General features: G+C 56.5%; 23 protein-coding genes. 10 read left to right on the top strand and 13 right to left on the bottom strand.

The window, feature by feature from the left end:
• Nucleotides 1-53: 53 nt before the first annotated feature.
• The 12 genes from B7L71_RS02740 to glnT form a co-directional block, all read right to left on the bottom strand.
• On the bottom strand, nucleotides 54-314 hold the full coding sequence (locus tag B7L71_RS02740; RefSeq protein WP_044630284.1) for a hypothetical protein: 261 nt from the start codon (nucleotides 312-314) through the stop codon (nucleotides 54-56).
• Entirely contained in the window at nucleotides 311-3,145 is a 2,835-nt protein-coding gene (gene fdhF, locus B7L71_RS02735; RefSeq protein ID WP_044630285.1) for a formate dehydrogenase subunit alpha, read from the bottom strand. Before fdhF ends, B7L71_RS02740 begins: the two co-directional genes overlap by 4 nt.
• 10 nt (nucleotides 3,146-3,155) lie before the next feature.
• Nucleotides 3,156-4,898, bottom strand: coding sequence for an NADH-ubiquinone oxidoreductase-F iron-sulfur binding region domain-containing protein (locus tag B7L71_RS02730; RefSeq protein ID WP_240312656.1), 1,743 nt, complete (start codon nucleotides 4,896-4,898; stop codon nucleotides 3,156-3,158).
• A 156-nt stretch (nucleotides 4,899-5,054) separates the two neighbouring features.
• A complete protein-coding gene (locus B7L71_RS02725; RefSeq protein ID WP_044630286.1) occupies nucleotides 5,055-5,393 on the bottom strand; it encodes a P-II family nitrogen regulator in 339 nt (112 codons plus the stop codon).
• 84 nt (nucleotides 5,394-5,477) lie between these two features.
• Nucleotides 5,478-6,809: an ammonium transporter gene (gene amt / locus B7L71_RS02720; protein ID WP_044630287.1), complete on the bottom strand. Its 1,332-nt coding sequence runs from the start codon at nucleotides 6,807-6,809 to the stop codon at nucleotides 5,478-5,480.
• A gap of 24 nt (nucleotides 6,810-6,833) precedes the next feature.
• Complete coding sequence (locus tag B7L71_RS02715) at nucleotides 6,834-7,865, bottom strand: heme-dependent oxidative N-demethylase family protein (RefSeq protein WP_044630288.1); 1,032 nt, start codon at nucleotides 7,863-7,865, stop codon at nucleotides 6,834-6,836.
• An 18-nt stretch (nucleotides 7,866-7,883) separates the two neighbouring features.
• On the bottom strand, nucleotides 7,884-8,822 hold the full coding sequence (locus B7L71_RS02710) for a PDR/VanB family oxidoreductase (RefSeq protein WP_044630289.1): 939 nt from the start codon (nucleotides 8,820-8,822) through the stop codon (nucleotides 7,884-7,886).
• Nucleotides 8,819-9,502 carry a dimethylamine monooxygenase subunit DmmA family protein gene (locus B7L71_RS02705; RefSeq protein ID WP_139788465.1) on the bottom strand — a complete coding sequence of 228 codons (684 nt, stop codon included), beginning with the start codon at nucleotides 9,500-9,502 and terminating at the stop codon, nucleotides 8,819-8,821. The genes B7L71_RS02710 and B7L71_RS02705 overlap by 4 nt, the downstream gene beginning before the upstream one ends.
• Nucleotides 9,503-10,042: 540 nt before the next feature.
• The gene (locus tag B7L71_RS02700; RefSeq protein ID WP_044630290.1) at nucleotides 10,043-11,368 is read right to left on the bottom strand and encodes an FMN-binding glutamate synthase family protein; all 1,326 of its coding nucleotides are present in this window, start codon (nucleotides 11,366-11,368) and stop codon (nucleotides 10,043-10,045) included.
• A 13-nt stretch (nucleotides 11,369-11,381) separates the two neighbouring features.
• Nucleotides 11,382-12,068 (bottom strand): GltB/FmdC/FwdC-like GXGXG domain-containing protein, encoded by a 687-nt coding sequence (locus tag B7L71_RS02695; protein WP_240312657.1) that lies wholly within the window; start codon nucleotides 12,066-12,068, stop codon nucleotides 11,382-11,384.
• Nucleotides 12,069-12,986, bottom strand: a complete 918-nt coding sequence (locus B7L71_RS02690) for a class II glutamine amidotransferase (RefSeq protein WP_044630291.1) — start codon at nucleotides 12,984-12,986, stop codon at nucleotides 12,069-12,071.
• 80 nt (nucleotides 12,987-13,066) lie between these two features.
• Nucleotides 13,067-14,401 carry a type III glutamate--ammonia ligase gene (gene glnT, locus B7L71_RS02685; RefSeq protein WP_044630292.1) on the bottom strand — a complete coding sequence of 445 codons (1,335 nt, stop codon included), beginning with the start codon at nucleotides 14,399-14,401 and terminating at the stop codon, nucleotides 13,067-13,069.
• A 501-nt stretch (nucleotides 14,402-14,902) separates the two neighbouring features.
• Here glnT and B7L71_RS02680 point away from each other — a divergent pair.
• From B7L71_RS02680 to B7L71_RS02640, 9 genes are all read left to right on the top strand, one after another.
• On the top strand, nucleotides 14,903-16,036 hold the full coding sequence (locus B7L71_RS02680; RefSeq protein ID WP_044630293.1) for an aminomethyltransferase family protein: 1,134 nt from the start codon (nucleotides 14,903-14,905) through the stop codon (nucleotides 16,034-16,036).
• 147 nt (nucleotides 16,037-16,183) lie between these two features.
• Entirely contained in the window at nucleotides 16,184-17,050 is an 867-nt protein-coding gene (gene purU, locus B7L71_RS02675) for a formyltetrahydrofolate deformylase (RefSeq protein ID WP_044630294.1), read from the top strand.
• The gene (folD, locus tag B7L71_RS02670; protein ID WP_044630295.1) at nucleotides 17,047-17,964 is read left to right on the top strand and encodes a bifunctional methylenetetrahydrofolate dehydrogenase/methenyltetrahydrofolate cyclohydrolase FolD; all 918 of its coding nucleotides are present in this window, start codon (nucleotides 17,047-17,049) and stop codon (nucleotides 17,962-17,964) included. The genes purU and folD overlap by 4 nt, the downstream gene beginning before the upstream one ends.
• A gap of 22 nt (nucleotides 17,965-17,986) precedes the next feature.
• Entirely contained in the window at nucleotides 17,987-19,228 is a 1,242-nt protein-coding gene (locus B7L71_RS02665; RefSeq protein ID WP_044630296.1) for an FAD-dependent oxidoreductase, read from the top strand.
• Between the two features lie 53 nt (nucleotides 19,229-19,281).
• The gene (locus B7L71_RS02660; protein WP_044630297.1) at nucleotides 19,282-19,572 is read left to right on the top strand and encodes a sarcosine oxidase subunit delta; all 291 of its coding nucleotides are present in this window, start codon (nucleotides 19,282-19,284) and stop codon (nucleotides 19,570-19,572) included.
• Nucleotides 19,569-22,514 (top strand): 2Fe-2S iron-sulfur cluster-binding protein, encoded by a 2,946-nt coding sequence (locus B7L71_RS02655; RefSeq protein ID WP_240312658.1) that lies wholly within the window; start codon nucleotides 19,569-19,571, stop codon nucleotides 22,512-22,514. The genes B7L71_RS02660 and B7L71_RS02655 overlap by 4 nt, the downstream gene beginning before the upstream one ends.
• 3 nt (nucleotides 22,515-22,517) lie before the next feature.
• Nucleotides 22,518-23,231 (top strand): sarcosine oxidase subunit gamma, encoded by a 714-nt coding sequence (locus B7L71_RS02650; protein WP_081135849.1) that lies wholly within the window; start codon nucleotides 22,518-22,520, stop codon nucleotides 23,229-23,231.
• An 83-nt stretch (nucleotides 23,232-23,314) separates the two neighbouring features.
• Nucleotides 23,315-24,097: an IclR family transcriptional regulator gene (locus B7L71_RS02645; protein WP_044630298.1), complete on the top strand. Its 783-nt coding sequence runs from the start codon at nucleotides 23,315-23,317 to the stop codon at nucleotides 24,095-24,097.
• Nucleotides 24,098-24,293: 196 nt separating this feature from the next.
• On the top strand, nucleotides 24,294-24,911 hold the full coding sequence (locus B7L71_RS02640; protein WP_044630299.1) for a helix-turn-helix domain-containing protein: 618 nt from the start codon (nucleotides 24,294-24,296) through the stop codon (nucleotides 24,909-24,911).
• A gap of 238 nt (nucleotides 24,912-25,149) precedes the next feature.
• Here B7L71_RS02640 and B7L71_RS17245 read toward each other — a convergent pair whose 3' ends face one another.
• Entirely contained in the window at nucleotides 25,150-25,569 is a 420-nt protein-coding gene (locus B7L71_RS17245; RefSeq protein WP_152621790.1) for a hypothetical protein, read from the bottom strand.
• Between the two features lie 339 nt (nucleotides 25,570-25,908).
• On the opposite strand from B7L71_RS17245, the gene B7L71_RS02630 reads away from it, so the two are divergent.
• Nucleotides 25,909-26,248 (top strand): AAA family ATPase (locus B7L71_RS02630; RefSeq protein ID WP_170919422.1); only part of this gene is annotated, 340 nt, incomplete at its 3' end.

Raw genomic sequence — 26,248 nt, 5'->3', positions numbered from 1 at the left:
TATTAACTTGGCTCTCGCGCCTGCCTGTTTGCTCTCAACGTTCACCCTACCCTTCAGGCTTTTCCTTTTATCTCGTCTTCAAGCACCGGCGAGAGGCTTGTCTCAATGGCCTCAAGCACTTCCGGCAGCATGACCTCCTTATAGCGCAGCAGATCCGCAACGGTTTCCGGCAGCTCGGCCAGGCCGTTCGCCTTGTAGACGCAGGCAGCGATTTCGGCTAAGTCAGCGGGGCTGGCGTCCACCGGCGGCACCAGCCCAATACTGACCAGGCGCTGGCGAAAATCTTCGCCATCCACCAGCTCAGTGATCATCATGAGGTGACCTCCTCTTTTTCGACGGCGGCCAGGCGGCAGGCGGCGTATTTGAACTCGGGGATCTTGCCGTCCGGGTCCAGCGCGGGGTTGGTCAGCAGGTTGGCGGCCGCTTCTGCATAGGCGAAGGGGATAAATACCATGCCATCCGGCATGCCGGGGTCAACCCGTGCGGCCAGTGTGATACGGCCTCGCCGGGTGGTGATGGTCAGGCGGTCTCCCGGCGCCAACTTCAGCCGCTGCATTTCATTGATGGAGAGACTGGCCACAGCTTCCGGTTCCAGCTCATCCAGCACCTTGGCACGCCGAGTCATCGAGCCGGTATGCCAATGCTCCAGCTGGCGGCCGGTGGTGAGCACCGTTGGGTAGTCGTCATCCACCGGTTCATCCGGCGGAATGGGCCGGGTGGCGGCGAACTTGGCCTTGCCCCCTTCGCGGGGGAAGGCATCGCCAAAGACGACGTCCTGGCCGGGGGCGTCGTCACTCGGGCAGGGGTAGGTCACCGACTGTTCGCGCTCCAGGCGTTCCCAGCTGATATGATCCAGCGAGGCCATGCCCTGCTTCATTTCCGCAAACACCTCGCTAGGGTGCTGGTAGTGCCAGCCCAGGCCGAAGCGGTTGGCCAGCTGCTGGATGATCCACCAGTCCGGGCGGGCATCGCCGGGCAGCGGCATGGCCGCACGGCCCAGCTGCACCTGACGGTTGGTGTTGGTCACGCTGCCGTCTTTCTCGGGCCAGGCCGAGGCAGGCAGAATCACATCGGCGAACTGGGCGGTTTCGGTCACGAACAGGTCCTGCACCACCAGATGCTCCAGCTTGCCGAGCGCCTCACGGGCGTGGGTGAGATCGGGGTCAGACATGGCCGGGTTTTCACCCAGGATGTACATGCCGCGAATGGTGCCTGCATGAATGGCATCCATGATCTCGACCACGGTCAGGCCGGGCTGATTATCCAGCGGCGTATTCCACAGTTCCTCAAAGGCGGAGCGCAGCTGATCATCGCCGACCGGCTGGTAGTCGGGCATCACCATGGGGATCATACCCGCGTCCGAGGCGCCCTGAACGTTGTTCTGGCCACGCAGCGGGTGCAGGCCGGTGCCGGGACGGCCAGTATGGCCACAGGCCAGGGCCAGCGAGATCAAGCAGCGGGCGTTATCGGTGCCGTGGGTATGCTGAGAGATGCCCATGCCCCAGAAGATCATCGCACGCTCGGCATTGGCATACAGGCGCGCTACCTCGCGAATGGTCTCAGCCTCTACGCCACACTGGGCGCTCATGGCCTCTGGGGTCATATCGACCACATGCGCTTTGAGGGCGTCGAAGCCTTCGGTATGCTCGGCAATGTAGGTCTCGTCATAGAGGCCTTCCGTGACGATGACATTGAGTAGCGCATTGAACAGCGCCACGTCAGCACCGGGTTTAAAGCGCACGCTCAGGTGGGCGTAGGCGTCCAGCGCCTGACCACGGGGGTCGATGATGATGAACTGGGTGCCGCGCTTGGCGACCTGTTTGAAAAAGGTGGCCGCGACCGGATGGTTTACCGCCGGGTTGCAGCCGGTGAGAATCACCACATCGGCGTTGGCGGCCTGCATAAAGGACGCGGTCACCGCGCCAGAGCCCAGGCATTCCATCAGGGCGGCGACCGAACTGGCGTGACACAACCGAGTGCAGTGGTCGACGTTATTGGTGCCAAAGCCAGTGCGGATCAGCTTCTGGAACAGCCAGGCTTCTTCGTTGGAACATTTGGCGCTACCAAAGCCCGCCAGCGCTTGCGGCCCCTGTTCCGCTTTCAGCGTGATCAGGCCGGTGGCGGCAAATTCCAGCGCTTCTTCCCAGCTGGCCTCACGGAAGTGAGTCAGCGGCTGGGCGGGGTCGAAGTCTGGATCAAGCCCCTTGGCCACACCCTCACGGCGGATCAACGGGGTAGTCAGGCGTGACGGATGGCGCGGGTAGTCAAACCCGAAGCGACCCTTCACGCACAGACGATTATGGTTGGACGGCCCGTTGCGGCCTTCCACATAGACAATCTCGTCGTTCTTGAGGTGGTAGGTCAGCTGGCAGCCGACGCCGCAATAGGGGCAGACAGAGTCGACCTGTTTATCAGTCGCGACACTGTCCCCCACGCCGTGTTCGTCAACCAGGGTGGCGGGCATCAGGGCCCCGGTGGGGCAGGCCTGCACGCATTCGCCACAGGCCACACAGGTGCTGTCGCCCATGGGGTCATCAAAGTCGAAAACAATTTTTGAGGCACTGCCACGATGGGCCAGACCAATGACGTCGTTGACCTGCACTTCGCGGCAGGCGCGTACGCACAGGTTGCATTCAATGCAGGCATCGAGGTTGACCGCCATGGCACTGTGCGAGCGGTCTTTGACGACGGCACTTTCGCGCTCGGCCACATGGTGCACGGTGGGCGTAGTTCGCTCGCTGCGCTTGGGTAAGCGCTCACTTACCTCACCGACATCAATCGCCAGCTGATCGGCCATGGCCCAGAAATGGCTGGAGGCGTCCGGACTCTGCTCGCGGGGCGGCTGGTCCACGGCGAGCATTTCCAGCACGCCTTCGCGGGCCACCCGCGAGCGTTCAGAGGTGGCACTATGCACCACCATGCCAGGCTTGGCCTCACGCAGGCAGCTGGCGACCAGGGCGCGTTCGCCTTGCACTTCGACCATGCAGGCGCGGCAGTTGCCGTCGGCACGGTAGCCCTCGGCATCCTTGAAGCACAGGTGCGGAATGGTTTCTCCGGCGCGCTTGGCGACCTGCCAGAGGGTGTCGCCGGGGTAAGCCGTCACGGCTGCGCCATCCAGCGTGAGGGTAAAGGTCTCTTGGTTCATAAGGTTCTCCTTACCCTTTGAAAATGACGTTCTGGGCGGCAAGCTCAGTGCGGAAATCGCGCAGCAGGCCCAGCACTGGATTGGGGGCGGCTTGCCCCAGGCCGCAGATGGACGCATCCATCATCACCTGGGAAAGCCGCTCCAGCGTGTCGACATCCCAGGTGCTGCGTTCCAGCAGGGTGAGCATTTTCTCGGTACCCACGCGACAGGGCGTACACTGGCCACAGGATTCATCGGCGAAAAAGCCCAGCAGATTGGTCGCTACATTACGCAGGTTATCGTGATCGGAAAACACCACTACCGCCGCCGAGCCGATAAAGCAGCCGTGCTCCTGCAGGGTGTCGAAATCCAGTGGGATATCGGCCTTGCTGGCGGGCAGAATGCCGCCCGAGGCGCCACCGGGCAGGTAGCCGGCAAGCTGATGGCCGTCCTGCATGCCACCGGCATATTCGTTGATCAGCTCGTTAAGGGTGATACCCGCCGGGGCCAGATGTACACCCGGGTTTTTCACCCGGCCAGAGACCGAAAAGCTGCGCAGGCCACTGCGACCATGGCGGCCTTGACTGGCAAACCAGTCGGCGCCCTGGGCATAAATGGCCGGAATCCAATAGACGGTTTCGACGTTATTGACCAGAGTCGGGCGGTCAAATAATCCACGCTGGGCCACAAACGGTGGGCGATGGCGCGGTTTGCCGGGTTTACCTTCCAGCGATTCGATCATCGCCGATTCTTCCCCGCAGATATACGCCCCCGCGCCACGGCGCACCACAATATAGCCCGGTGCCACCAGCCCGGCGGCTTCCAGCTCCGCAATGGCCTGATGCAACACCGTATGCAGCGCCGGGTATTCATCACGCAAGTAGATGTACAGGGCGTCTGCTTCCACGGCCCAGGCGCTGATCAAGGCGCCTTCGAGAAATTGATGGGGCGCGCGCTCCAGGTAATAACGATCCTTGAAGGTGCCCGGCTCGCCTTCATCGGCGTTGATGGCGCAGTAGCGCGGCCCGGCCTCGGCGCGGACGAAAAACCATTTTTTAAAGGTCGGGAAACCCGCGCCCCCCAGCCCGCGCAGGTTGGCCTTTTCCAGGGTGTCCATCAGGCTTTCAACACTCACCTCCCCCGCCCGGCAGGCGCTGAGCAGGGCGTAACCACCGGTTTGCCGATACGCGTCAAGGCGTGGCCAGTCCAAGGGTTCAGGGTGAATGTGATCGGCAGCGATGGCCGCCTGAACGCGCTCAACACTGGCATGGCCCAGATGGTAATGACCCACTTCCACCACAGGCGCCGTATCACAGCGGCCCATGCAGGGGGCGCGCAACACGCGCACCTCGGCGGGGTCGGTGCCTACCGCAAGTGCATTGCGCAGAGCGTCAGCACCGGCCAGCTGGCAGGACAGGGAATCACATACCCGCAGCGTCAGCGCTGGAGGCGGCGATTGATCGTCGTGGATGACATCAAAGTGGGCGTAGAAGGTGGCGGTTTCGTACACCTCAGCCATGGGCAGGTTCATGTAAGCGGCCAGGGCGCGTAGATGGGTCAGCGGCAAGTGGCCAAGGGCATCCTGAATCGCGTGCAGATGTTCGATCAACAGATCACGTTGGCGCCGCTGCGGCTGCTCGCGTTCATCACCGAGCAGTTGACGCAAGGCATCCAGGGCGTCCGGGGCAAGTGAGCGTCCGCGTGGCTTGCCGCGGGCTTTACCACGAAAGGGCGGGAAATGGGTTGGTTGCTGCGGAGCCATACTGTCAGTCACTTCGTTTCACCTTTCGTAGGCATGTCGGGGCAGAGCACCCTCGAGATAATCCGTAGATTTTCGAGCAAAAACAGCGGTGCCGACGGGCGACCCCACTGTTTTGTACGCGGATTTCTGTTGGAATAAGCAGAAAACGCAAGCCTCGCTAAAAAGGAGCTATAACGCCGCCTCGTCAGTTTCACCACTGCGTATGCGTATAACATTGGAAAGTGGATAGACGAATATTTTCCCATCTCCAATACGACCAGAGTATGCGGCTGTTTTAATCGCTTCGATCACTGTGTCGACCTGGGAATCACAGGCTCCCACTTCGACTTTCATCTTGTTCACAAAGTCCACAGTGTACTCCGCCCCCCTGTAAAGCTCGGTATGCCCCTTCTGCCTTCCAAACCCTTTAACCTCAGTCACAGTGAGTCCTTGAACATTGATATCAGATAACGCTTCTCTGACATCTTCAAGCCTATGGGGTTGAATAATAGCTGCGATCATATGCATGGTATGGCCTCTAGGTTTTCATCATCAGTTCACGAAAAGCCAAGACCCGTGTTTATCTAATGGGCCTTGGCCTCGGAGAATCATTTAACGTTGAACAGGTTTCCGGCTGGCCAGCAGGCCGTCGGCCGCTGCACTGCTCCGCAGGGGGGTGCCATCCATGTCCGATGTATTGGCCGAAACGAACTCAGGGTAGGCGTGCATACCGCATTCGTGGGCATCCATGCCCTCAAACTCGTCCTGCTCGCTGACACGCAGCCCCATTACGGCACGTATAATGAAAAGCACCACCAGACTGGCACCGAACATCCAAGCGAAAATAATCACGGTGCCGAGCAGCTGGATGCCTAGCGTGGCGTCAGGGTTAGTGAATACAACGGCGACAATCCCCCAGATACCCGCACTGCCATGTACCGAAATGGCACCCACGGGGTCGTCGATCCTGAGGCGGTCCAGCCCGAGCACAGAGAGCACGACCACCACACCACCGATCGCACCGACCAGCATGGCCATTCCCGGCCCGGGCAGAAGCGGCTCAGCCGTAATGGACACCAACCCGGCCAATGCGCCGTTCATGACCATCGTCATATCGGTCTTGCCGAACAAGGCACGGTACAGCAGAGCGGCCGCTACCATGCCCGAGGCTGCGGCGGTATTGGTATTGACGAAAATACGTGCCACTGCATTGGCATCATCCAGGCTGGCAATTTTCAGCATCGAGCCGCCATTGAACCCGAACCAGCCCATCCAGAGAATAAACATGCCAAGCATGGCAATCGGCAGATTGGCGCCCGGAATGGCCCGTACCTCACCATTGGGACCGAAACGGCCTTTACGTGCGCCAACCATCAATACAGCGGCCAGTGCTGCGGCACCGCCTGCCATGTGCACCACAACGGAGCCGGCAAAATCTTGGAAGCCCATTTCATCCAGGAAGCCACCGCCCCATTTCCAGAACCCGTTCACGGGGTAAATCACTCCGACCATGAAGACCGCAAACACCAGGAAAGGCCACAGTTTCATACGCTCGGCAATTGCCCCGGAAACAATCGACATGGTGGCAGCGGCAAATACCGCCTGGAAAATAAAGTCAGCCATGGAAGAGTAATAAGGTGAGCCTTCTCCCGCCGAAATATCGGCCATGCTGTTATCACTGCCCAGCATGAAATCCAACCCGGGAATAAAGCTGCTGACTGGGTTGGCGGGATACATCAGGTTGTAGCCAACCACCAGATAAACCAGGCACGCAACGGAGTACAGCATCGCGTTTTTGGTCAGTATCTCGACCGTGTTCTTTGACCGGACCAACCCTGATTCAAGCATGGCAAAACCACAGGCCATGAACATGACAAAGGCGGTACAGACTAGAAAATAGAAGGTATCGAGCGCATAACTCAGCTCTAGCGTTATCTCGTTCATGAGTGTCCTCTCGGCTAGCAGGTTTCAGGTTTGTGGTTGGAGTTCGTGGTCGTATTCGCTTAACCACTCCACGACAGTGTCGCGGTAGCGTGTCATCCCTTTGTAATCCACCAGTGCCTCGGGCAGATTGGCCAGCACGCGATGCAGCCGCTTGGCCCAGGCCTTATTGGTTGTGAGGTCGTCCATGCTGATCAGATAAGTGCGGATGCCAAAGAACAGCGCATGGCTTCGGGGCATACGTACCAGTGTCTGTAACTCGACACGCAGAAAGACATCCCTGCCTACGTTCTCGGGGGTAATCGTGGTTCGGTCTGCCCCCCATTGGTGATAGGTTTCAGGGGAACTGTCCATGCGTGGGTGGATCGTCATCGTCCAGTTCAAACGACGAATCGGGCTGCCCACCTGAATGGCGCACAGATATTTAAGGACCCGATCAAAAATACCCATCTCATGAGCCAGCGGCACAGGGCCATGCCACTGTTTGAAACTCATTCCGGCATCAAAGGCCAGCGACCAGTCAGCCGGTGATGTGATTACGCCTGCGTCCATGAAGAGGTCTGCATCACGTTGATCCAGTAACGCAAAATCCCCCTGCATCTGGCGTCCGATAAACTCCATCGGCGGCATGGGCAAAGTGCTTGCGTCGCCCATCACAAAGGTCTGATGAATGCCGAGGGGGCGATTAATCCACTCGCATTGATCGCCCTGTTGGGTGAAGGAAAAATGTTCGGGATAATCCTGGGCATAGTGGGTCATGACAAATTCAAGCAGGTCCCAGCACGCCTGTTCCATGTGGGGCATGGCAAGGCAGCGAGCGGGGTCCTCTTCCAGCACCATCGCCCTTTCTGCTGTTTCACACAGATAATGTTCATCGATATCGAGCATATGTTCGTAAACACTGCCCTTGGGGCCCGGCAGCGTATGCGGCTCAGTATTGACTGAGTACATATAATCATCTTCCGGAAACGGGAAGGGAAAGCGTCTCACGGCCTCGGGACTATTGCGGTAGGTAAACTGGCCTCGGAAGGCCTGGGTATCTCGCGGTGCAAGTTGCATGGTGTTTTCCCCCTTGATTTATAGATCCAGCACCAGGTAGTCGCTCGCTGAACGTGACACGCAAGGCATGATGCAGCGCTGGCTGGCTTTCTCTTGATCATCGAGAAACGCATCCCGATGCTCGATGTCACCGTCCACCACCGAGGTTTTACATTGGCCGCATACACCGCCACGACACATATTGGGTATCTCAAGGCCATGGGCTTCCAGAGCGTCAAGCAGAGGCGTATCCCCCGCGACGGCGACGTCCTGCTGCGAGCGTGAAAGCCTGGCTACAAAAGGCTTACCTGGCTGAGGAGCCGTGAAGGCTTCGTAATGAACCCGCTGAGGTGACCAGCCCAGCGCACTCGCTGTGGCTTTGACGTCCTGAATCATCGCCTCCGGGCCGCAAACATAGACGTGGGTGCCAAGCGGCTGGTGTCCGAGCAGAGTGTAAAAGTCGGGACGTTCGCCGGAATAGCAGTAAAGCCTGTTGCCAAAACGCTCCGTCAAGGCCTCACGAAAGGCCCCTGTTTCGGCATTGCGATACACGTAGTGCACTTCAAAGGAGGCCTGACGTTGTTCCAGCTCATAGCCGTAAGAAAGAAACGGCGTTATTCCGATGCCACCGGCAATCAATATGTGGTGCCGCGCCTGCCAATCCGGTAGAAACATGTTGGCGGGCGGAGAAATAAACAGCCTGTCCCCTGGGCGAAACTCACCATGCATGAACTGAGAGCCTCCTCGGGAGCGCTCCTGCAACCGCACCGCGATGCGATAATGACTGCTGTCAGCCGGGTTGCTGATCAAGGAATACGCATTGCGGAAACGCTTCCCCTCACCTTCCATCTGCACCACCACGTGACTACCGGCAGAAAACGGCGGCAGGGGCTTTTCATCAGCAACAAACGTAAACTGTTTGATAATCGAGCTGATCTGCTCGATCTCGGCGACACGTACCGGAATCAGGTCACTCATGAGTCAAACACCTCCTCGCGGGGAACCTCACCGGGCACCTCGGCATCTATCCGCACGCCCATATAGGCCCCCAGGCGACGTGAAAAATGATCGCGAACTTCCAACGTGAGCCCACACCCCTGGCAGCGGGTGGGTGACGCCGTGACAGGCTCGCTCATAAAACGGCAGTGCGTGCAAAACACGCGTCGGGCGTTATCTGCTGAAGGCAGCAAGGTGATTTCAGCGTCGAGCAGCCCGTGTGCCAGGGCCAGGGTATGTACATCCCATAAAAACGCTTCGCTGCCCGCCACAATCACATGGCAACCTTGGGTCAATGTTTCCAGCTGGGTCGCCAGCGTGGTGGAAAGTGCGTCACGGTCGCAGCATTGCAGTGGCACGTTCTGCCACTCAGACGGCAACCCCGCCGGGGGCGCGTCAGCGCGATCAGCACAGATAATGAAATGAAACGGCGTCCGGTGTTTATCAATCGGCGCCACATGTTTCATGATGAGATTTACCGCGTCTGGCTCAGCCACACACACATAGTAGTTAGCTGTTGCGGGATGCTCAGGCGTTACATATATCGGCCTGCTTTTTATCCTGTCATCATCAGGAAGAGCGTTATGCTGCATTGACTTTTTCCCCTTGATAAATACCCGGTTAATGGATGCCAGCACGACAGAGACGGAATCGAAAGACATCAAGGTTTTATATATGAAACCTAAATATCACCAGCGATACTTAAGCCGCTCCATTTAGTTCTTGTGGTGATATTTTATTTACTGTAGATAAAGCACGTTTCATGCCAAAAAAAAAATAATCTTAATTTCATAGGTTTATAAAAAAAGAACAAAAAGAGGCCGCGCTGTAATAGTGCAGATGACGCTTTAAAAAGCCTGTATTAGTGCATCCGCTGACCTTTATCTGGATAAAAATTAAATAGTGAATATTTCTTTTTATATATACACTAAAGAAACCACTCATCACGCCAACTAAACACACTGGGCGCGCGCTCTTTTTAAGCGATATCCTGCACAACAATTAAAAAGTTGTTTTTTAAAACCCTGCTTGGCATTTCTGTTTAACAGCACTTGACGCTACCGCATCGAAGGCTTGATAGGTGTTGCTGAAGAGCATAAAAAAACCCGAAGCCTGGAAGGGGTATCCAGCCTTCGGGATAGCGTTTAATGATGCAGGCAGCTACCTGTCACCAGATAGCAGATTGACCTTCCAATGCCAGCCTAAAACGTTTGACCAGGCACCCAGGTGGTACCCGCCAGGGGCACTCGCGCCATGGCAGCCGCTTCGATATTCAAGGCCACCAGATCTTCCGGTTCCAGGTTATGCAGGTGGGATTTCCCGCAGGCTCGGGCCAACGTCTGCGCTTCCAGGGTCAGCACACGCAAGTAGTTGGCCAGCCGCCTGCCACCTTCCACCGGGTCAAGGCGTTGGCTCAGCTCTGGGTCCTGCGTCGAGATCCCCGCTGGGCATTTTCCTTCCTGGAAGTCATCGTAATAGCCAGACGCTGAACCCAGCTTGCGGTACTCTTCTTCAAAACGTGGATGGTTATCCCCCAAGGCGATGAGGGCAGCCGTACCAATGGCCACGGCATCCGCACCCAGGGCAATGGCTTTGGCAACGTCAGCACCGTTACGGATCCCGCCCGAGACGATCAACTGCACCTCACGGTGAACGCCCATTTCCTGCAGGGCCTGTGTGGCTTGAGGAATCGCCGCCAGGGTGGGAATACCGACATGCTCGATAAACACATCCTGAGTGGCTGCCGTGCCGCCCTGCATACCATCCAGCACCACAACATCCGCGCCGGCTTTCACCGCCAGCTTGACGTCGTAATACGTGCGCGTCGCGCCAATCTTGATAAAGATGGGCACCTGCCAGTCGGTAATTTCACGCAATTCGGCAATCTTGATGGCCAGGTCGTCGGGCCCCGTCCAGTCCGGGTGGCGGCAGGCGCTACGCTGATCAATACCTTTGGGCAGCGTGCGCATGTGGGCGACACGATCCGAAATTTTCTGGCCCAGCAGCATCCCGCCGCCACCCGGCTTGGCGCCCTGCCCTAAGACCACCTCGATGGCATCGGCTTTGCGTAAATCATCCGGGTTCATACCATAGCGTGACGGCAGGTACTGATAGACCAGTTTGGATGACTGACCGCGTTCTTCTGCGGTCATGCCGCCATCACCTGTGGTCGTCGATGTGCCGACTTCCGATGCTCCGCGCCCCAGCGCTTCCTTGGCTTGTGCTGACAAGGCACCAAAGCTCATACCGGCAATGGTCACCGGGGTATCAATCACCATCGGTTTTTTGGCGTAGCGGGTGCCTAATACCACCTCGGTGTCGCATTTTTCCCGATAGCCTTCAAGCGGGTAGCGCGACATGCTCGCACCGAGAAACAAAAGATCATCAAAATTTGGCACCTTGCGCTTGGCACCCCAACCGCGAATGTCGTAGATGCCTGTTTCGGCGGCACGCTGAATTTCGGCGATGACATCTCGACCAAAGGTAGCGGACTCTCTCAGTGCCGGATTAATCGTGTTATCTGTCATGTCAGGCTCCAGATCAGTAGGCCGAGGCATTGGTGACTTTGAAGTGGTAGAGCTGGCGCGCTGATCCATAGCGCGTAAAGTCGCCAGGGTTTTCGTCGCTACCTGCCTGTTTGAGTAAATCTGCCAGCTCGTCCAGGTGCTCCTGACGCATTTCCTTGGCGACGCAATCCGCCCCCAGAGACGCCACTTCCCCTTTTACATAGATGTGCACTTCGTAGAGCGAGTCGCCCAGCGCCTCACCGGCATCGCCGCACACCACCAGCCTGCCGGCCTGCCCCATGAAAGCGCTCATCGGGCCGATATTACCCTTGACCACGATATCCACCCCTTTCATGGAAATACCGCAGCGCGCCGAGGCATTGCCTTCAATGACCAACAGGCCACCGTGAGCGGTAGCGCCCGCCGACTGGGACGCATCGCCTTTGACATGCACCTTGCCCGACATCATGTTCTCGGCCACGCCAACCCCGACATTTCCGTTCACGGTGACATGCGCTTTCTGATTCATGCCCGCGCAGTAATAGCCGGCATGCCCATCAATTTCGACGCTGATCTGTTCATTGAGCCCGCAGGCAATATTGTGCGCCCCGTTGGAATTACTGACACGCCACTCACGCTCGCTGGCGGTCATTTGCGGATCATGCAGTGCCTGGTTGAGTTCTCGCAGACTGGAACTCGCAAGGTCGTAATGTTTCATCATTTAGGCAGCCTCCACCTTTATACCGTCACGTTCCCATACATAGATTTTTGCCGGCTCCGGCTCCCAGACAGTTGCCTCCTTGATACCCGGAAGGTCAGCCAGGGCGCGGTACTCGGATGCCATTGCCACGTAGTCATCGGTTTCAGCAATAACGGCGGGTTTACAGGAAATCGGGTCGCGCACGACCGCAAATCCATCCCGTGTGCCGATCGTGAACGTGAAGAAACCGTCCAGGTCTTTGAGCGCTCCGGTCAGGGCCTGATTAAGGGATTCACCCTTGGCCATCCGCCAGGTCAAATAGCCAGCGGCAACTTCAGAGTCGTTATCGGTCTGGAAAACAATGCCCTGACGCTTGAGCTTGTCGCGCAGGCGATTGTGGTTGGACAGGGAGCCGTTATGCACCAGACACAGATCCAGCCCGGTTGAAAAAGGATGGCTGCCCTGCAGCGTGACGGCACTTTCGGTAGCCATGCGGGTATGCCCGATCGCGTGGCTGCCGCGCATGTTGCTCAGTTTGTAACGGGTTGCCACTTCACCGGGCAAGCCGACACCTTTGAGAATCTCGATGCTTTTTCCGGCACTCATCACGCGAAGGTCAGCCGCATGATCCGCCAGCCAACCCAGCACGCGGCTTTCTTCTTCGGCTATCTTGAACACCCCCACGTTGGCATTCTGAAACCATGACGCCAGGCTGCCGAAGGCGGTTTGCAGCCTGTCGGCGAACGCCTGCCAATCGTAATCGGCATTATCACATTGCAGGGTCAGCTTGACGCCATCATCATATTCGTCGCCATACACCGCAAAACCGGCACTGTCCGGCCCACGGTCTGTCATGGCAATAAGCATCGGCTCAAACAGCTCACCCAAGCGGCTTTCCAGCTGCGGGTTTTTCAGATAAAGCCCGACAATTCCACACATAGCATTACCTCGATAGATTCACGCTGAGGCGTCATGGGCGCCTAAGCACGCAAAGGAACTTATGAAAAAATAAAATGACGTTAGAAAAACTCTACATAGCGCTGAACTTCCCATTCACATACCTGGCGGCTGTACTCTTTCCACTCCTCACGCTTGACCTTGATAAACTCGCCAACGATCTCGGCGCCCATGCCATCGCGCAGATGGGTATCCGCTTCCAGGGCATCAATCGCCTCTTTAAGCGACTGCGGCAGAATCTCGATGCCTTGCGCTTGGCACTGCTCTGGCGTGAGCTCGTAAAGGTTGATGTTTTGCGCCTTGCCGGGGTCCAGCTTGCGCTCGATGCCATCCATTCCCGCCGCAATCAGGGCGGCGTGAACCAGATAAGGGTTGCAGCCAGCATCGGGGAGACGGAATTCAAGACGGCCATAAGGCACGCGCACCATGGCCGAACGGTTGTTATCACCATAGGCAATGAATACCGGTGCCCAGGTCGCCCCGCTCGCCGAACCGCCGGCCACCAGGCGTTTGTAGGAATTCACCGTTGGGGCAGCAAAGGCACATAGCGCCGGGGCGTGATGAAGTAACCCGCCCAGAAAATGGTAAGCCGTCGTCGACAGGCCAAGATGCTGGGGGTCGCTGTCATCGCCAAAGACGTTATTGCCGTCTTTATCAGCAATGGAAAGATGGATATGCATGCCGTTGCCAGGCCGATCAGCATGCGGCTTGGGCATAAAGGAACACACCATGCCAAGCTCGTTGGCGATTTCACCGGCAGCCATGCGCACAAAGGTAAAGCGGTCAGCAGAGGTCAGGGCGTCACTGAAGGTGTAATTGATCTCGAACTGGCCGTTGGCATCTTCGTGATCAATTTGGTAGATATCAAAGTCCACCGCCTGAAGCGCTTCGACCAACCTTTCCAGAAACTCGCGTGAGCGCGACAAGCCTTTATAGTCGTAGCAGGGCTTGGCCAGCGTATCGCTCTCATCAACCGGCAACAGCTCACCGGACGCTCCCCGCTTGAACAAGGAAAACTCAGGCTCCAGGCCGGTGTTCAACGTCCAGCCCAGCTCGTTTAGCCGCTCTAACTGACGCATCATGACAACGCGGCTGTCCAGCGCGTGCGGGGCATCATTGACGTAACCGCAGCACGCCATGCGAGCGTAGTGTTTCTGCCACGGCACCAACGACAACGAGTTCAAATCACCTTTGGCCATAAAATCCGGCCCATGGGGCTGCATGCCAAGGCCCGACACCGCAAAGCCAGCGAACCCCGCGCCTTTCTCAACGACATCCATCAGGCAGTTAGCCGGCACTGACTTGGTTTTGGCCGCACCGTGTATATCCACGAACTGGGCCAGCAGATAACGGATGTCATGCTCTTTGATCAACTCAACAGCAGCTTCTGGAGACATACTCAACCCTCTTAAAAATTCTTTTCAAGAAACTATATTTCCCAAAAAGAAAGGCACATAGCATGCCAGAATGTCTCGTCGACCGTTAAAAAACCTCCTCAAATACCTACAAAACACTGATTTAAATGAAATAAATATTTAATTCAGGATTTCAAGAAAGCATTTCCCATCTTTTCTCCTATTGGTTTCTGTGCCTTGACCGCGCCATAACGGTGCAAATTTGCCAAAAAGCGCACCCATAAAGAACAAATGACACGCATATAAAAACCTGGAGGAAAATATGGCGAATATATCGACCTAAAAATTCAAAAAATAAGTAACTGTTTTTTATATGAAATAAACCTGTGTCTCATGCATTTTCTGTATGCACTGACACGTCATGGCAAGCTTATTGCTTCACTGCAAGGAAATATAATTTCTTTTAAAGAATCCATAAAGGGCGACAGCCACTTCTGGTTTCTTTTGGAAAACCTGCCCTAACCGACTGGAAGGAGAATTGATATGACAACGTTATGGCGTACTTCTGCCCTTGCCGAACGCCACCATGCACTCGGTGCGACACTGGAAGACTGGAACGGCATGGGGACTGCGTTTCGTTACGCGGGAGCGGATACCGCCGATCACCACGCCGCCATTCGCACCCAAGCAGGCTTGATGGATGTCTCTGGTCTGAAAAAGATCCATTGCGTTGGCCCGCATGCCAAAGTGCTGCTAGACCATGCCACCACGCGGGATATGTCAAAGCTTTACCCGGGAAAATCTGTCTATGCCACCATGCTCAACGAGGCTGGCAAGTTCGTGGATGATTGCATTGTCTACTGCCTGGCGCCGAATGCGTACTTGGTGGTGCATGGCACCGGTCTGGGCCAGGAAATGCTCACTCTAGGTGCCTTGGGTCGTAACGTCAGCCTGATGTTTGACGATGATCTTCACGACTTGTCACTGCAAGGGCCATTGGCCGTCGACTTTCTTGAAAAGCATGTTGAGAGTATTCGCGACCTGCGTTACTTCCACCATTTGCAGACCCGCCTGTTTGGCTTTGATGTGATGATTTCACGCACCGGCTATACCGGTGAGCGCGGCTATGAGATTTTTTGCAAGGCCAAGGATGCTCCCTCTGTGTGGGACGAAATCCTCGACAAGGGTGCCCCCATGGGCATCGTGCCATGCGGTTTCGAGACACTCGATTGGCTACGCGTGGAAAGTAACCTGCTGTTCTATCCCGTTGATAACTCCGAGACATACCCCTTCCCCGACCAGCCCGCCGGCGACACGCTATGGGAGCTGGGGCTGGACTTCACCGTATCCAAGGACAAGACCGAGTTCCGGGGGGCAGGCGAACACTTCCGCCTCAAGGGCAAGGAGCGCTTCAAGATCTTTGGTGTATTGATTGACAGCGAGGAGGCGGCAAGCGCTGGGGACACCCTCTGGGCAGATAACAAGCAGGTCGGCATTGTTACCGAAGGCATGTTTTCAAGGCTTAGTGGCCGCTCCATGGCACTGGCGCGCCTTGATGTTCCTTATGCCGAGCACGGTGTGCCGTTGGAAATACGTGGCAGCCTGCAAGCCACTGCCAGCAGCCATAGCTTGCCTTTTGATGACCCTGACAAACAAAAGCGCATTGCCAAAGGCTAGATGAAACGATCAATAAAAAGGAAAATCCATATCGACAAAAGCCAAATATGAAGTCAATCTATTACATAGAGATATATTTGGCTTTAAATCGATAAATTTCTTATTTTTTATTTATATTTAAAATTTTAAATTTATATAGGAAAAAAAATGAAGGATTCTTGTGACAGTTACATCATCCGCGTTTCTTGCCCGGCTACCTCCGGCATCATTTCGGCGGTGACCTCGTTTTTGAGCGAGCATGACTGCTATATCAGTGAACTGGCCCAATACGATGATGAAGAGCTGCAAAACTTCTTTCTGCGTGCCAAGTTTCGCTTCAATGAAGGCGTGAGTGGGGATATCGAGACATTGCGTGATGAATTTGCCGCCATCGCCAAGGACTTTGAGATGGAGTGGCAGATTTACAGCAGTTCCAAACCCATGCGCGTTTTGCTGATGGTCAGCAAGTTCGATCACTGCCTGAGCGATTTGATGTATCGCCAGGCGCAAGGTGAGCTAGACATGGAAATCACCGCCATCGTCTCGAACCATCGCGACCTTCGCCCCATGGCCGAGCGCGAAGGCATCCGCTTTGTTTACCTGCCGGTCACTAAAGAGACCAAGGCCAAGCAGGAAGCCGCGCTGATGGATATCGTCGAAGAGACCGGTACCGAGCTTGTCGTGCTGGCACGTTATATGCAGATTCTGTCTGACAACCTGTGCCGCCAACTGTCCGGGCGCGCCATCAATATTCACCACTCCTTCTTACCGGGGTTCAAGGGGGCCAAGCCTTATCATCAGGCACATACGCGAGGCGTCAAACTGATTGGTGCCACCGCGCACTACGTGACCTCTGACCTTGATGAAGGCCCGATTATCGATCAGGAAGTTCAGCGCGTTAACCATACCTATCGCCCTGAAGACCTGGTCGCCGTGGGACGTAACACGGAAACCATCGCGCTTTCCCGTGCGGTCAAGTATCACCTGGAGCACCGCATCTTCCTTGATCAGAACAAAACGGTGATTTTCCAATGACCCTCACGACACAAACATCTGCCGCCTTGATTGACGGCAAAGCCTGGGCCGAGCGGGTACTGGTTGAAGTCGCCGACAGCGTGGCGCAACTGGAAGCGGAAGGCACCACACCAGGGCTTGCTGTGGTGTTGATCGGTGAAGATGCCGCCAGCCAGGTATATGTGCGCAACAAGATCCGTAAGGCTGAAGCGGTCGGGATCCGTTCGCTTGAGTATCGCTTCGACACCTCCTTGACCCAGGCCGAGCTGCTGGCACTGATCGACAAGCTGAACCAGGACCCTGAGGTCAACGGCATTCTGGTGCAGCTGCCGCTTCCCGACAACATCAGCGAGGACGCCGTGATTCAGGCGATTTCACCGCTCAAGGACGTCGACGGGTTTCATCGTGAAAACGTGGGAGGGCTGGCACAGGGCGCTGACGTGCTGACACCCTGCACGCCTACCGGCTGCCTGCGTCTTCTGCAGGAAACCTGCGGCGACCTGAGCGGTAAACATGCCGTGGTCGTCGGGCGCTCCAACATCGTCGGCAAGCCCATGGCCGCCCTGCTGCTTCAGGCCAACTGCTCGGTCACGGTGCTCCACTCACGCAGCGTTAACGCCGAAGCCATCGCGCGCCAGGCGGATATTGTCATTGCCGCGGTCGGTCGCCCGAAGATGATCAATGCCGACTGGCTCAAGCCCGGTGCGGTGGTGATTGATGTGGGTATTAACCGCATCGAAGAGTCAGCCAATGGCGAGCCAAAGACGCGTCTTGTCGGGGATGTGGATTTTGCCAGCGTCAGCCAGGTGGCCAGTGCAATCACCCCGGTACCCGGCGGCGTCGGCCCGATGACCATCGCTTACCTGATGCAGAACACGGTGGTCGCCACCCGGCTTCAGCAACACCACAAAGCGGCTCAGCCAGCACTTATCTGATCTACCACAGGAGGGCGTTGTCATGCCTTTTGGATTATTGAAATACGGTTTGTCCTCGGAGTATCCCGTCGATGTGGACTTGCCTCCCCCCAAAGAGCTCAAGCCCTCCTACGATGTGGTGATCATCGGTGGCGGTGGCCACGGGCTGGCCATTGCCTATTATCTGGCCAAATACCACAACATCACCAAGGTAGCCGTGCTTGAAAAGGCTTACCTGGGGGGCGGCAACACGGCGCGCAATACCGCCGTTATCCGCTCTAACTACCTGACCTCGGAAGGGGTCAGGTTCTATAGCGAGTCGGTCAAGCTGTTCCAGAACCTCTCGAACGAATTTGACTTCAATATCATGTATTCCGAGCGCGGTCAGTTAACCCTGGCACATACCGATGCCACGGTACGTGCCTTCCGCCAACGCGCAGAGGTTAACAAACATTTCGGCGGACGCACCGAAATGATCGACCGTCAGCAGATCAGTGAGTTGGTGCCAACGCTTAACCTCGACCCGGGGCACTTGCCGGTTCTGGCCGGTTTGTGGCACCGCGACGGCGCCACAGCGCGCCATGATGCCGTGGCCTGGGGCTATGCCAAGGAAGCCGCCAAGCGCGGCGTTGAAATCCATCAGCTCACTGAAGTGCAGGAGCTGATCATTGAAGGCGGGCGCATTACCGGGGTGAAGACCAATCGCGGCACTATCCAGTGCGGTTGCGCCGTGCAAGCGGTTGCCGGGCACAGCTCGATCCTGGCCAAAAAAGCCGGCTTCCGCCTTCCGATTATCAGCTACCCGCTGCAGGCGATGGTCACCCAGCCGGTCAAGCCATTCCTGAGCCCGCTGGTCAGCTCTTCCGCCCTGCATTGCTACGTTCAGCAAACCAGCCGTGGCGAAGTAGTGTTCGGGGGCGGCTCCGATCCCTACCCGCTTTACAACACGCGCTCTACGCTGGAAATGAAGGAAAGCCTGATTGCCAGTGGCATCGAGATGTTCCCGTTTCTGGCCAAGGCCAAGCTGATGCGCCAATGGGGCGGGATTACCGACATGACCCCGGATTACAGCCCCATCATGGGGGAAAGCCCGGTTGAGAATTACTACCTGGATGCTGGCTGGGGCACCTGGGGCTTCAAGTCAACGCCCATCTGCGGCAAGACCATGGCAGAGCTGGTAGCCAACGGCGGAAAAGTGCCGGCGCTGATTCAGCCATTCCGCCTGGAACGTTTTGCCAATTTCCAGCAAGTCAATGAAATGGGCGCGACAGCGGCCAGTCATTAACGTCAGCCGCTTATGTCAGCCACCGTCTCAGCGACTATGTGAAGGCACGCTCAATGAAAGTCATGAACTGCCCGCTCAACGGGCTACGCAATATCAGTGAGTTCATCTATGGCGGAGAACTCAAACCGATGCCCGGTCAATGCAGCGACCGGGAATGGGCCCACTATGTGTTTTATAGCGACAACACAGCAGGCGTTATTACCGAATGGTGGATGCATGCCGCCTCCAGCTACTGGTTCCTTGCTGAACGCCATACTGTTACCGATGAAATACTGCGTACGTTCGATCCCAAGGAAGTTTTCCAGGAACGTGTCGAGTTTTCCTCTGAGGAGACACGCAAATGAACCGCACCCAACCATCAGGCAATACACAGACGATGGATAACCGCCTTCCCGCTCCCATGGGGCTCTATATCGACCGTCAACAGCCTATCAGCATGACGTTTGAAGGGCAGACCCATCAGGGTTTTTGCGGAGACTCGATTGCCAGTGCGCTGGCGGCTGATGGCCGTTATCTGCTGTCCCGCTCGTTCAAGTACCACCGCCCGCGCGGCCCGCTCACCATGGCCGGGCAAGATGCTAATACGCTGGTGCAGCTGCCCGATGAACCGAACGTACTGGCAGATACCTGCCTTGCCTACGAGGGTTTGAACGTTACAGGCCAGAACTACAGCGGCAGCCTTGACCACGACAGCGACATGAAGCTGGGTAAGTTCTCGAAATTCATGCCGGTGGGCTTTTATTACCGTTCTTTCTATAAGCCTAAAGGTGCCTGGAAATACTGGGAGTCCCTGATTCGCAAGAAAGCCGGGCTGGGTCACTTTGACCTCAAGGCGAAGGGCGATTATCACGACAAAGCCTACCTGTTCAAAGACGTTGTGGTGGTGGGCAGTGGCCCCGCCGGGCTTAAGGCTGCCTTGACGGCTGCAGAAGGCGGCGCCCAGGTACTGCTGGTTGAGCAGGAACCCTTGCTGGGCGGCGCGCTGACCTACGCCCGCTTTGATGAACAGGGGGTGCGTGCCACGGCATTGCGTGATGAACTGGTGCCGGCCGTGGAAGCACACGCCAATATCCATGTGCTGTGCAACGCCATCTGTAACGGCTGGTTCACTGACAACTATTTGCCGGTCATCCAGGACAAGCGGATGTACAAGGTGCGCGCCAAGGAATGCATCGTCACCGCCGGGGCCTTTGACCAGCCGGTCATCTTCCGCAACAACGACCTGCCGGGTATCATGCTGGCCAGCGCCGTCCAACGCCTGATGCGCCATTACGCGGTGCGCCCAGGCAAGCGGGCCGTTGTGTTAACCGGCAATGATGACGGTTATCTGACCGCCCTCGACCTGCACGAACAGGGCGTGGATGTAGCGGCCCTGGTGGATATGCGCGCGGGGCCAACCGACAGCCAGCTAAGCCAGGCCATCAAGCAGCGCGGTATCACCCTGCATCTTGAGCATACCGTTTTCGAAGCGCTGTGCGACAAGACAATGCACCGCGTTAACGGGGTCGATATCCGGCGTATTACCCAACGCGGTGAAGTGGACAAAGAAAGCGTGACTCTGGAATGCGACCTGCTGTGCATGAGCGCAGGCTATATGCCTGTCTACCAGCTGTTGTGCCAGGCTGGCGGCAAGCTGACCTACAACGACGATGTCGCCGAGTTTTCGCTTTCCAACCTGCCCGAACACCTGCATGTAGCAGGCTCGGTCAATGGTTTGCACGACCTTGAGCAGGTGCTGCAGGACGGTATCTTTGCCGCCAGCCAGGCACTGGCTAATCTGGGGTTATCCGCACCGAAAGCCGACCCTGTGACCGAAGCGCCCAGGCAAGTGAACTTCCCGTGGCCCATTTTCGCTCACCCCAAAGGCAAGGAATTCGTCGATTTTGACGAAGACCTTCAGATCCGCGATATCATCAACGCCACCCGCCACGGTTACCGCGATGTCCAGCTGGTCAAGCGCTTCTCCACCGTTGGCATGGGGCCGTCGCAAGGCCGCCACTCTGCGCTGCCCACTGCCCGCCTGGTGGCTGATGCTACCCAGCGTTCAGTCAGTGAAACCGGGGTGACCACCGCACGCCCGCCGTTTACCGCCGAAACCCTGGCGCACCTTGCCGGACGCAGCTTCGACCCTTTCCGGGTGACCACCATGCAACAGCGTCACCTTGAACTGGGTGCCGTCATGATGCCTGCCGGCGACTGGCAGCGCCCGGCCTATTATCCCAGTGCCGACGGCCGCCTTGACCGCCACCACTCGATGCAGGAAGAAGCCCGGCACGTCCGCGAGCACGTTGGCCTGATTGATGTCTCGACCCTGGGTGGCCTTGAAATACGCGGCCCAGACGCAGCAGAATTTATCAACCGCATCTTCACCTTCGGCTTCCTCAAGCAGCCGGTTGGCCGCACGCGCTACGCGGCCATGACCAACGAACAGGGGGTGGTCATTGATGACGGGGTTTCCTGCCGCCTGGCTGACGATCACTTTTATGTGACCGCCACTACCAGCGGTGTCGGCCGCGTGTTTCAAAGTATGCTGCAGTGGAATGCTCAGTGGCGCCTGGACGTGGATATCGCTAATGTCACGTCTGCCTTTGCGGCGGTAAATATTGCTGGCCCCTTATCACGTCAAGTACTTGAAACCGTGTGCACGGGCGTCGACCTTTCCGCCCAGGCGCTTCCCTACCTGGAGTTGCGCGAAGGCTATGCCGGCGATGCGCCAGCTCGCCTTATGCGTACAGGGTTTGTGGGTGAGCTAAGTTATGAGCTACACGTGCCAGCGCGCTATGGCGAATATCTCTGGGATCTGCTGATGGAAGCCGGCAAGGCTTTTGGCATTCGCCCCTTCGGTGTTGAGGCACAGCGCCTGCTACGCCTTGAAAAAGGCCATGTCATCATCGGCCAGGATACCGACGGCATGAGCCACCCTGGCGAGATTGGCATGAGCTGGGCGGTTAACCGTACAAAGCCGTTTTTCGTCGGCCGCCGTGCGGTGGACATCCTTGACGAACAGCCCGCCAAACGGCGCCTTGTCGGCTTTCAGCTACCCGCTGGCAGTGCCAAACCGATGGAAGGGCATCTAGTGCTCGACGGTACGGATATCACCGGTAACGTGACGTCCTGTGAATACTCCACCACTCAGAACGCCATTATCGGCCTGGCTTATGCCGGGGCGGACAAGGCCCCCCCCGGCAGCCAGATCACGATTCGGGTCGAAGGGGGAGCAGAAGTCAGCGCCGAGGTCGTCAAGCTACCTTTCTACGATGCCAACAACAGTCGACAGGAGATGTAATTCATGGCGACCCTCAAAGACACGCTCACTCCCAAACGTACGCCGCTTTATCACCTTCATCAGGCGGACGCTTCCCGTGCCGAGGGATGGCAGGCGCTGAATGGCTATGCCATTGATGGTGGGGACAACACAAGCCTTGACGCTGACTTCACCTCGGCGGCGCATTGTGCACTGGTGGATGTATCGGCGCTGGCCCGCCTTGGCGTGCGCGGCAGCCATGCTGCCAGCTTTCTCGACGAACATGGTTATCAGCTGCCTGATGTGCCGAACCAGGCAACTCGCCAGCCGGATGGCAGCCTGGTCGCGAGACTTTCTGCCAGCGAGTATCTGCTGCTTGGCAGTCTCAACGCTCAGGAGCAGCGGATCAGCCAGCAGGAAGCTACCTGGCCACCCGCTCAGGCGGGCGTTTACCTGCTGCCTCGCCAGGATACCCATGCCTGGCTGGCCCTGACGGGCACCCATGCGAGCAACGTCATGGCCAAATTGTGTGGGGTTGACCTGAGCCCTGCTGCCTTTGCCCCCGGCCAGGTCGCACAGACCTCTGTGGCTCGGGCGAATGCCATCGTCATCAACGCCAGCCAAACGGAGCTTACCCGCCTGTATCTGCTGGTTGATAGCGCCTCGGCCAGCTATTTCTGGCCGGTGCTGCTGGATGCCATGCAGGAATTTGGCGGAAAGCCATTGAGCATCAAGGCATTTATGAACAAGGTATCTTGACGGATAATGCACCTTAACGGCCCGACGGTGGTTAACACCGGGGCCGTTAAACATCGATCCCTTTCAGCAAGGCCTTAACACGTATGGCGAAACCATCCACTAAAGACAACGATTATACGGTTCCCGCGCTTTACCGGGGTCTCAGAATCCTCGAGTTGTTCAACAGCCAACAGCGTATTCTGACGACTCAGGATTTTGCTGATGCGCTAGAGGTCAGCACCTCGTCGATCTATCGTATTGTGACCACACTGACCGAGATGCACTATCTCGATAAAGTGGCCAAGAATACCTATCAGCTTGGCCCCCAGGTGATTTCCCACGGTTTCAGCTATCTGGCCAGCCGCGATATTGTCGATATCGTCATGCCGCATTTGAATGCACTGCGCAACCGCGTATCAATGTCCTGCCACCTCAGTGTGCGTGAAGGCCAAGATACTGTGTATATCTACCGCTCGTTTGCGTCTCAGCGGCTGTCGGTGAACATCCCGGTAGGCACCCGCATCGCTTGCCACAGTTGCGCCATGGGTCGCATTCTCCTCACCGCTCTGGACGAAACCGAGCTCGACGCGCTTTATCACCACGTGCGCCTGGACGGCTATCCTGCCCCCGCGCCGCGCACCTTGCCAGAGCTTAAACACACGATTGCCAATGACCGTGACGCAGGCTGGGTAATGCATCGCTCCGACCACGCCACGGCCATCGCCACCGGGCTAAAAGATTATCAGGGGCGGATTGTCGCGGCGATCAACATCTCAGGCCCCGACGCCATGCTGGACAGCGATGCCCATATCCACGAACTCAAGGAGCAATTACAGGCCACGGCTGAACGTATCTCTTTTGAACTGGGTAGTATAGGACGGTGCTAACGCGCCGATGGGCCATGCCTATCGACCGCCGGGGAGGTCGCAAATAGCTTTACTTTTGCGCTTATGCTTTCATGTCAATATTGTCTAACTTTTATATCACCTCGGGTGGCTGGCACTCCTGCCCCCGAGGGCGGCAACATAATGGTTTCAATATCAACAGGCGTCATGAACACCAAAATCATAAGCGAAGGCACTCATGAGCGAAAAGATCACCACTGATAAACAGGACACGCGCCTAAGTCTGGAACAGCACATCGCCAGGGCACTGAAGCGTAAACGGATTTCGCAGGGATACAAAATATCAGACGTCGCTCGTATCGCAGAGCTTAGTCAGGGCATGATCAGTAAAGTGGAAAATGCCCAAGTATCCACTAGTCTGGACACGCTGAGCCGCCTCTGCAATGCCATTGACCTGCCGATATCCAAACTTTTCAGCGATTTTGATCTTGGAGGGCGTGGTGCCCAGCACGTCAAGGCTGGCGAAGGCATGGAAGTTGTGCGCACTGGTACGGAAGTTGGCCACACCTATCAGTTATTGAGTTACCGCCAGGGACCAAATAAGCGATACGAACCGTTTTTGATCACCATGGACGATGCCAGCGAAGTCTTTCCCAACTTCTGCCATGCCGGGCACGAATTTATCTACCTGCTCGAAGGCAAGCTCGTTTACCGGCACGGGGAGCATTTCTATACCATGAACGCCGGCGACAGCCTGGCCTTTGATGCTGCTGTGCCGCACGGGCCCGAACAGCTGATAGAAGTTCCCATCAAGCTGCTCTCGATCATTCATTACGACAAAGAAGATCAAGGGTAAGCCGACCCGGCGGACAGGTCACCTTACGGTGTCACCCGCCAGAGCTCAGCCCAGTACCGCGACGAAATCGACATTAATTTTTAACGATGTGTCCAAATCAGGTTGACAGGTTCCGGCCCTACCAGGAGACCCTGGCGGGGCGGTTTCGCGTAAAGAAATTGTGTAAATTTTTCTATATGCAGAAAGGGGCTGCCTCCTTTTCATGTTCCCTATAAAACAGGCATTCACTACTTTGGGCTTACCCACTCACCTCCAAAGTGATACCGCACTGATTTTCTACTGAGGCCTTAACAGCCTCGTAGCATGCCTCCAATAAATATGGGCTTGGCTCCTGTCGCTCTGGAGCTTGGCCATAGAGAAAAACATCACCGATACCGATGTCTCTATAGTGCTCTCGTGCGTCAGCGATCAGATTTTCTTCATCAGCCTCAGGATCAGCATCCAGATAATCGTTTATCACCTCGCTCGGTATAGACCCATCGATTAGTGCGATCAATTTTCCTGGCGCCGGGTATTGTCCGTAGAATAGATGGCCTTGCGGGATATCAACTCTGAGGCGCCAACCAGGGACGTTTTGATCATCGAAGACTACTGTGAGATGGCAGGAATTGAACCTGCGACCTTCGGCTTCGGAGGCCGGTTTAAGCCGCACAAGCATCGCCCTTCCCTACCGTCAAAAAACCAATAAACAATATTTAAAACAACAAGTTAATTAACATGCCAATGCATTTCAAATCTTCTCTATCACACCCATTAACGCCATTCTGTGCCCTTCATTGTCAAAACGTTGGCACACACCGTGACTTTTCTGTGTCCTGTTTTCTACCAAATTTGACCTCTGGTCACCGCGCACTACGGACTCCTTTAATTGATTCGGCTACGCGTAGAACGCCAGCAGTACCTATGCAAAAAAACACAGTTCCATACGCGCCACCTGCCCTTATCGCCACCGTGCTAAACTGTCCTGTGTTTCATCGGTTCAGCATTGGAGGCCAGCATGCCAGCTGCTCATCGTCGTAAGCTGCCTATAGGCATTCAAACTTTTTCGGATATCCGAGAAGGCGGCTATTACTACGTCGACAAAACGCCGTTCATTGAAAAGCTGGCGAACCAAAACAAATACTATTTTCTCTCCCGCCCGCGTCGCTTTGGCAAAAGCCTGCTGCTAGATACCCTGGGCTGCCTATTTGAAGGCCGCGAAGCGCTATTTTACGGGTTATATATTCACGACAAGTGGGACTGGCAGCAGCGGTACCCGGTGGTGCGTTTAAGCTTTGGCAATGGTGTGGCGGCTGACAGAGAGGACCTAGATGCGAACATTCGATATCAGTTGCAGC

The sequence above is a fragment of the Halomonas sp. BC2 genome, assembly GCF_002078115.1.
Taxonomy (GTDB): domain Bacteria; phylum Pseudomonadota; class Gammaproteobacteria; order Pseudomonadales; family Halomonadaceae; genus Vreelandella; species Vreelandella stevensii.
Note: the sequence above shows the minus strand (reverse complement) of the source record. Positions and strands in the feature narration are given on the sequence as shown.